Origin of the sequence: Methylomonas koyamae (assembly GCF_006483455.1) — a bacterium.
In the GTDB taxonomy this organism is placed as follows: Bacteria; Pseudomonadota; Gammaproteobacteria; order Methylococcales; family Methylomonadaceae; genus Methylomonas; species Methylomonas koyamae_B.
In genome coordinates this window covers 1-3,631 of the sequence record NZ_PPPU01000044.1, presented here as the reverse complement: position 1 = coordinate 3,631, position 3,631 = coordinate 1, and the positions used below count along the sequence as shown (strand labels likewise).

The 3,631-nt window shown below is 54.6% G+C and carries 4 protein-coding genes; 3 read left to right on the top strand and 1 reads right to left on the bottom strand.

Annotated elements, in window-relative coordinates:
• Positions 1–1,485: potassium transporter Kup (locus C2U68_RS18465; RefSeq protein WP_140913946.1), on the bottom strand; the 1,485-nt coding region annotated here is incomplete at its 3' end.
• 224 nt (positions 1,486–1,709) lie between these two features.
• Between C2U68_RS18465 and C2U68_RS18460 the strand changes: the two genes are divergently transcribed.
• Genes C2U68_RS18460 through C2U68_RS18450 form a run of 3 tightly spaced genes read left to right on the top strand, consistent with a single transcriptional unit; the run spans position 1,710 to position 3,600 of the window.
• Positions 1,710–2,498, top strand: coding sequence for an energy transducer TonB (locus tag C2U68_RS18460; RefSeq protein WP_140913945.1), 789 nt, complete (start codon positions 1,710–1,712; stop codon positions 2,496–2,498).
• Positions 2,499–2,516: 18 nt separating this feature from the next.
• A complete protein-coding gene (locus C2U68_RS18455) occupies positions 2,517–3,185 on the top strand; it encodes a MotA/TolQ/ExbB proton channel family protein (RefSeq protein ID WP_140913944.1) in 669 nt (222 codons plus the stop codon).
• A 4-nt stretch (positions 3,186–3,189) separates the two neighbouring features.
• The gene (locus C2U68_RS18450) at positions 3,190–3,600 is read left to right on the top strand and encodes an ExbD/TolR family protein (RefSeq protein WP_140913943.1); all 411 of its coding nucleotides are present in this window, start codon (positions 3,190–3,192) and stop codon (positions 3,598–3,600) included.
• Positions 3,601–3,631: the final 31 nt, after the last annotated feature.

Genomic DNA, 3,631 nt, shown 5'->3' with positions numbered 1-3,631 from the left:
CAGCAAAACCTGCGGCACACCGTGCACGCTGCGCGCCATATAAATCGCGGTGCCGGGTACGGTAGCCAGTGGCTGGTCGCGCAAGCGTTCCTCCAAGTCTTCGAACAGCACCCGGCGTTCGTCCAGGTAGCGGGCCAACAACTGCTTGCCCTTGATCCAGGTAGTCATCACCAAAAACAACACGGTGCCGACCACTAGCGGCAGCCAGCCGCCGTGCGGAATTTTCAGGCTGTTGGAGGACAGAAACAGTAAGTCGATGATCAAGAAGGTGGATAAAAACAGAATGCTGGTGGGCTTGTTCCATTGCCACAAACCCTGGATCACGATGAAGGCCAGTATAGTGTCCACGATCATGGTGCCGGTCACTGCGATGCCGTAAGCCGAGGCGAGTGCGGATGAGGATTTAAAGCTCAGTACCAATATGAACACCGATACCATCAACAACCAGTTGATAGCCGGAATGTATACTTGGCCCATTTCATCGCCGGAAGTATGGCGAATATTCATGCGCGGGCAATAGCCCAACTGGATGGCTTGGCGTGTCACCGAAAAGGCCCCGGAAATTACGGCTTGAGATGCGATAACCGTAGCCAAGGTCGACAAAATCAGCATTGGATACAAAGCCCAGTTCGGCGCCAATAAATAAAACGGGTTTTCGATGGCGCTCGGGTCGCCTATCAGCAAAGCTCCTTGACCGAAATAATTCAGCAGCAAAGCGGGAAAAACAAAGCTAAACCAAGCGAATTGGATCGGTTTCAATCCGAAATGCCCCATGTCGGCGTAGAGTGCCTCCGCTCCGGTGATGGACAGTACCACCGCCCCCATAATTAAAAAGCCTTTCCAGCCCAGTTCAATCAACAGGTGAACCGCATAGTAAGGATTAATCGCCATCAGTACATCCGGATGCTGGACGATATTTATCGCCCCCAAAACACCGAGCGTAGCAAACCAAAAGCACATAATCGGCGCGAACATCCGACCAACTTTACCCGTACCTTTGACCTGAATGATAAACAACACGCTGAGCACAACTATGGTTATGGGCAACACGTAGTTTTCTAGACGCGGCGCAACGATCTGCAAGCCTTCGACGGCGCTAAGCACCGAGATGGCTGGGGTAATCATGCTATCGCCGTAGAACAGCGCGGCGCCCAGCAAACCTATCGTGACAATGAACAGTTTACGTTCCGGATTATCCTTCGAACCATGCATCGCCAGCGCCATCAGCGCCATAATGCCGCCTTCTCCCTTGTTATCCGCGCGCATAATGAAGATGGCGTATTTGGTGGTAACCACCAGAGTGATGGCCCAAAAAATCAACGACAACACGCCCAGTACGTGGACCGTATCGGTAGGCAAGCCACCGTGAAAAACCTCTTTTACGGCATACAACGGACTGGTGCCGATGTCGCCGAAGACGACGCCGATGGCGCTAAACGCCAACGCAGCGATTTGCTCCTTGGTCTGGGAATGTTTTGCGGACATAGAAAATAGCGGAAGATTAGGGACGGGCCGGAAAATTATGCCACAGATCGCGATTTTGCCGCCAACCGCAAAGGTCGGGAGGGGGGATTTGAGGTTCTGAAACGTCTTAGTCTTTATTCGGCCCCCACTGCCGTCCGCGAGGTGGTGGCTGACGAGGGGGAGGTAATAACATACAATGTATGATTAAAAACCAATCGCGCATATTTTTGTACTGAACTGCTTATATGTTTTTATTTAAAAACCACGAGGATGCTTTGCCGGAAAATCACTTGGTATCGTTCGGCGGCGTGGGTCAGACAGGGGGGCGCGGTCAACATTGGTTTTGGCGAGGCTTATTCGGCGAAGAACGGCCCGCCAGTATGCTCAGATTATTGGCGGTCTTGGTATTACTGTTGCACATCTGGGGCCTGCAGCAATTGCTAAAGCCCGAAGAGAAACTGACCGAGGCCCAACCGCTGATCATGGAAGTCTCGATGATCGCCATGTCCGCCCCCAAACCTGCTGCGGCTCCGCCGCCGCCTGCACCGCCGCCACCGGAAAAAAAGCCGCCGCCCAAAAAACCGCAACCGAAACCGGTGCCGAAAAAGGCGCCGCCCATTGTGCAAAAAGCACCGGAATTCGCACCTGTGGAAGCTCCGGCCGAGCCGCAGCCGACACCGGTGAGCGCGCCGAGCGCCCCCAGCGCTCCGGCCACCAGTACGAGCAGCGTGCCGACGCGCGCCGAACAATTTACTGAAGCAAATTATCGCGCCAATTACGCCCACAATCCGAAACCGGAATATCCGATGATCGCGAAGAGCCGCGGCTGGCAGGGTAAGGTGCTGCTAAAAGTCCAAGTTTCCGCGGATGGCCTGAGCGAAGCGGTCGCGGTGGATCAGAGCAGCGGCCACGAAATACTGGACGAATCGGCGGTGGAGGCCGTTAAAAAATGGAAATTCATTCCGGCCAAGCGCGGTGAAACGCCGGTGGCCAGTTCGGTGATCGTGCCAATCATTTTTACACTACGTGAATAATAAAACTCGGAGAGAGTAATGCCTTACCATATAGCCCCAGAAGCTGTTATCGACGCCACCCTGTACACACTGGTGGTGTTTTCGCTGATAACCTGGACTCTGATTCTGTTTAAAATTTGGCAATTCGCCAAAAACAACTACTACAACAAAAAATACAACGCCGCTTTTTGGGACTCGGTCGATTTGAAAGCCGCTGAACAATTGCCTACCGAGACCGCGCGCGGCCCGAAAGCGCGCATTGCCCAATGCGGTTTCGCCTGGCTGGCGGAAATGAGCCACCCGGAGACCTGCGCCAGCCTGAAATTCCGCGGTTCGCCGCAGGATTTGCTGGAGCAGACCTTGCGCAAACAAACCCAGGACGAGCAACGCCGGATGGAAAGCGGTCTGACCATGCTCGCCAGCATCGGCAGCACGGCGCCGTTTGTCGGCTTATTCGGTACGGTATTGGGCATCATGCACGCAATGCATGACATCAGCGCCAGCGGCTCGGCCAGCCTGGATGTCGTGGCCGGCCCGATCGGCGACGCCTTGATCGCCACGGCCATCGGTATCGCAGTGGCGGTTCCGGCAGTCTTGGCCTACAATTTTTTCCTGAGGCGCGCCAAGCACCATCGGGCGTCGCTGGAGAATTTCGTGGACGGCTTTCTGCATATCGCCTTTGGCGACAACGGTAAAAACAAGGAGTAAATAAATGGGATTTAAAACGAATTCGGAAGACGACGAGGCGGTCAGTGAAATAAACGTCACGCCGTTAGTCGATGTCATGCTGGTGCTGGTGATCATCTTATTGGTAACCGCACCTTTGCTAACCCAATCGGTAAACGTAGCGCTGCCGAAAACGGCTTCCACCACCCCGGATACCGAAAAACAGCCGATGCAACTGGGTATCGACGCCCAGGGCGCGGTGACTCTGAACAAGAATTCGGTCGCGGATCTGGCCGCGCTGGACACTACGCTGAGAAGCGAACTGGCCGCCAACCCCGAACTGATCATCCATATCTATGCCGACCAAGGCGTCAACTACGGCAAAGTGGCGGAAGTGATGGCCACCGTGCAACACGCCGGCATCTCGAAGCTGGCTTTCGTCACGTTGGAACAGTAACGACTTTATTCCGAGCCCGGTTTTGTGCCGG

Bases quoted from the DNA above. Each gene is read 5' to 3' on its own strand.
- C2U68_RS18450 (WP_140913943.1), top strand. From the start codon at position 3,190: ATGGGATTTAAAACGAATTCGGAAGACGACGAGGCGGTCAGTGAAATA.
- C2U68_RS18455 (WP_140913944.1), top strand. From the start codon at position 2,517: ATGCCTTACCATATAGCCCCAGAAGCTGTTATCGACGCCACCCTGTAC.
- C2U68_RS18460 (WP_140913945.1), top strand. From the start codon at position 1,710: ATGTTTTTATTTAAAAACCACGAGGATGCTTTGCCGGAAAATCACTTG.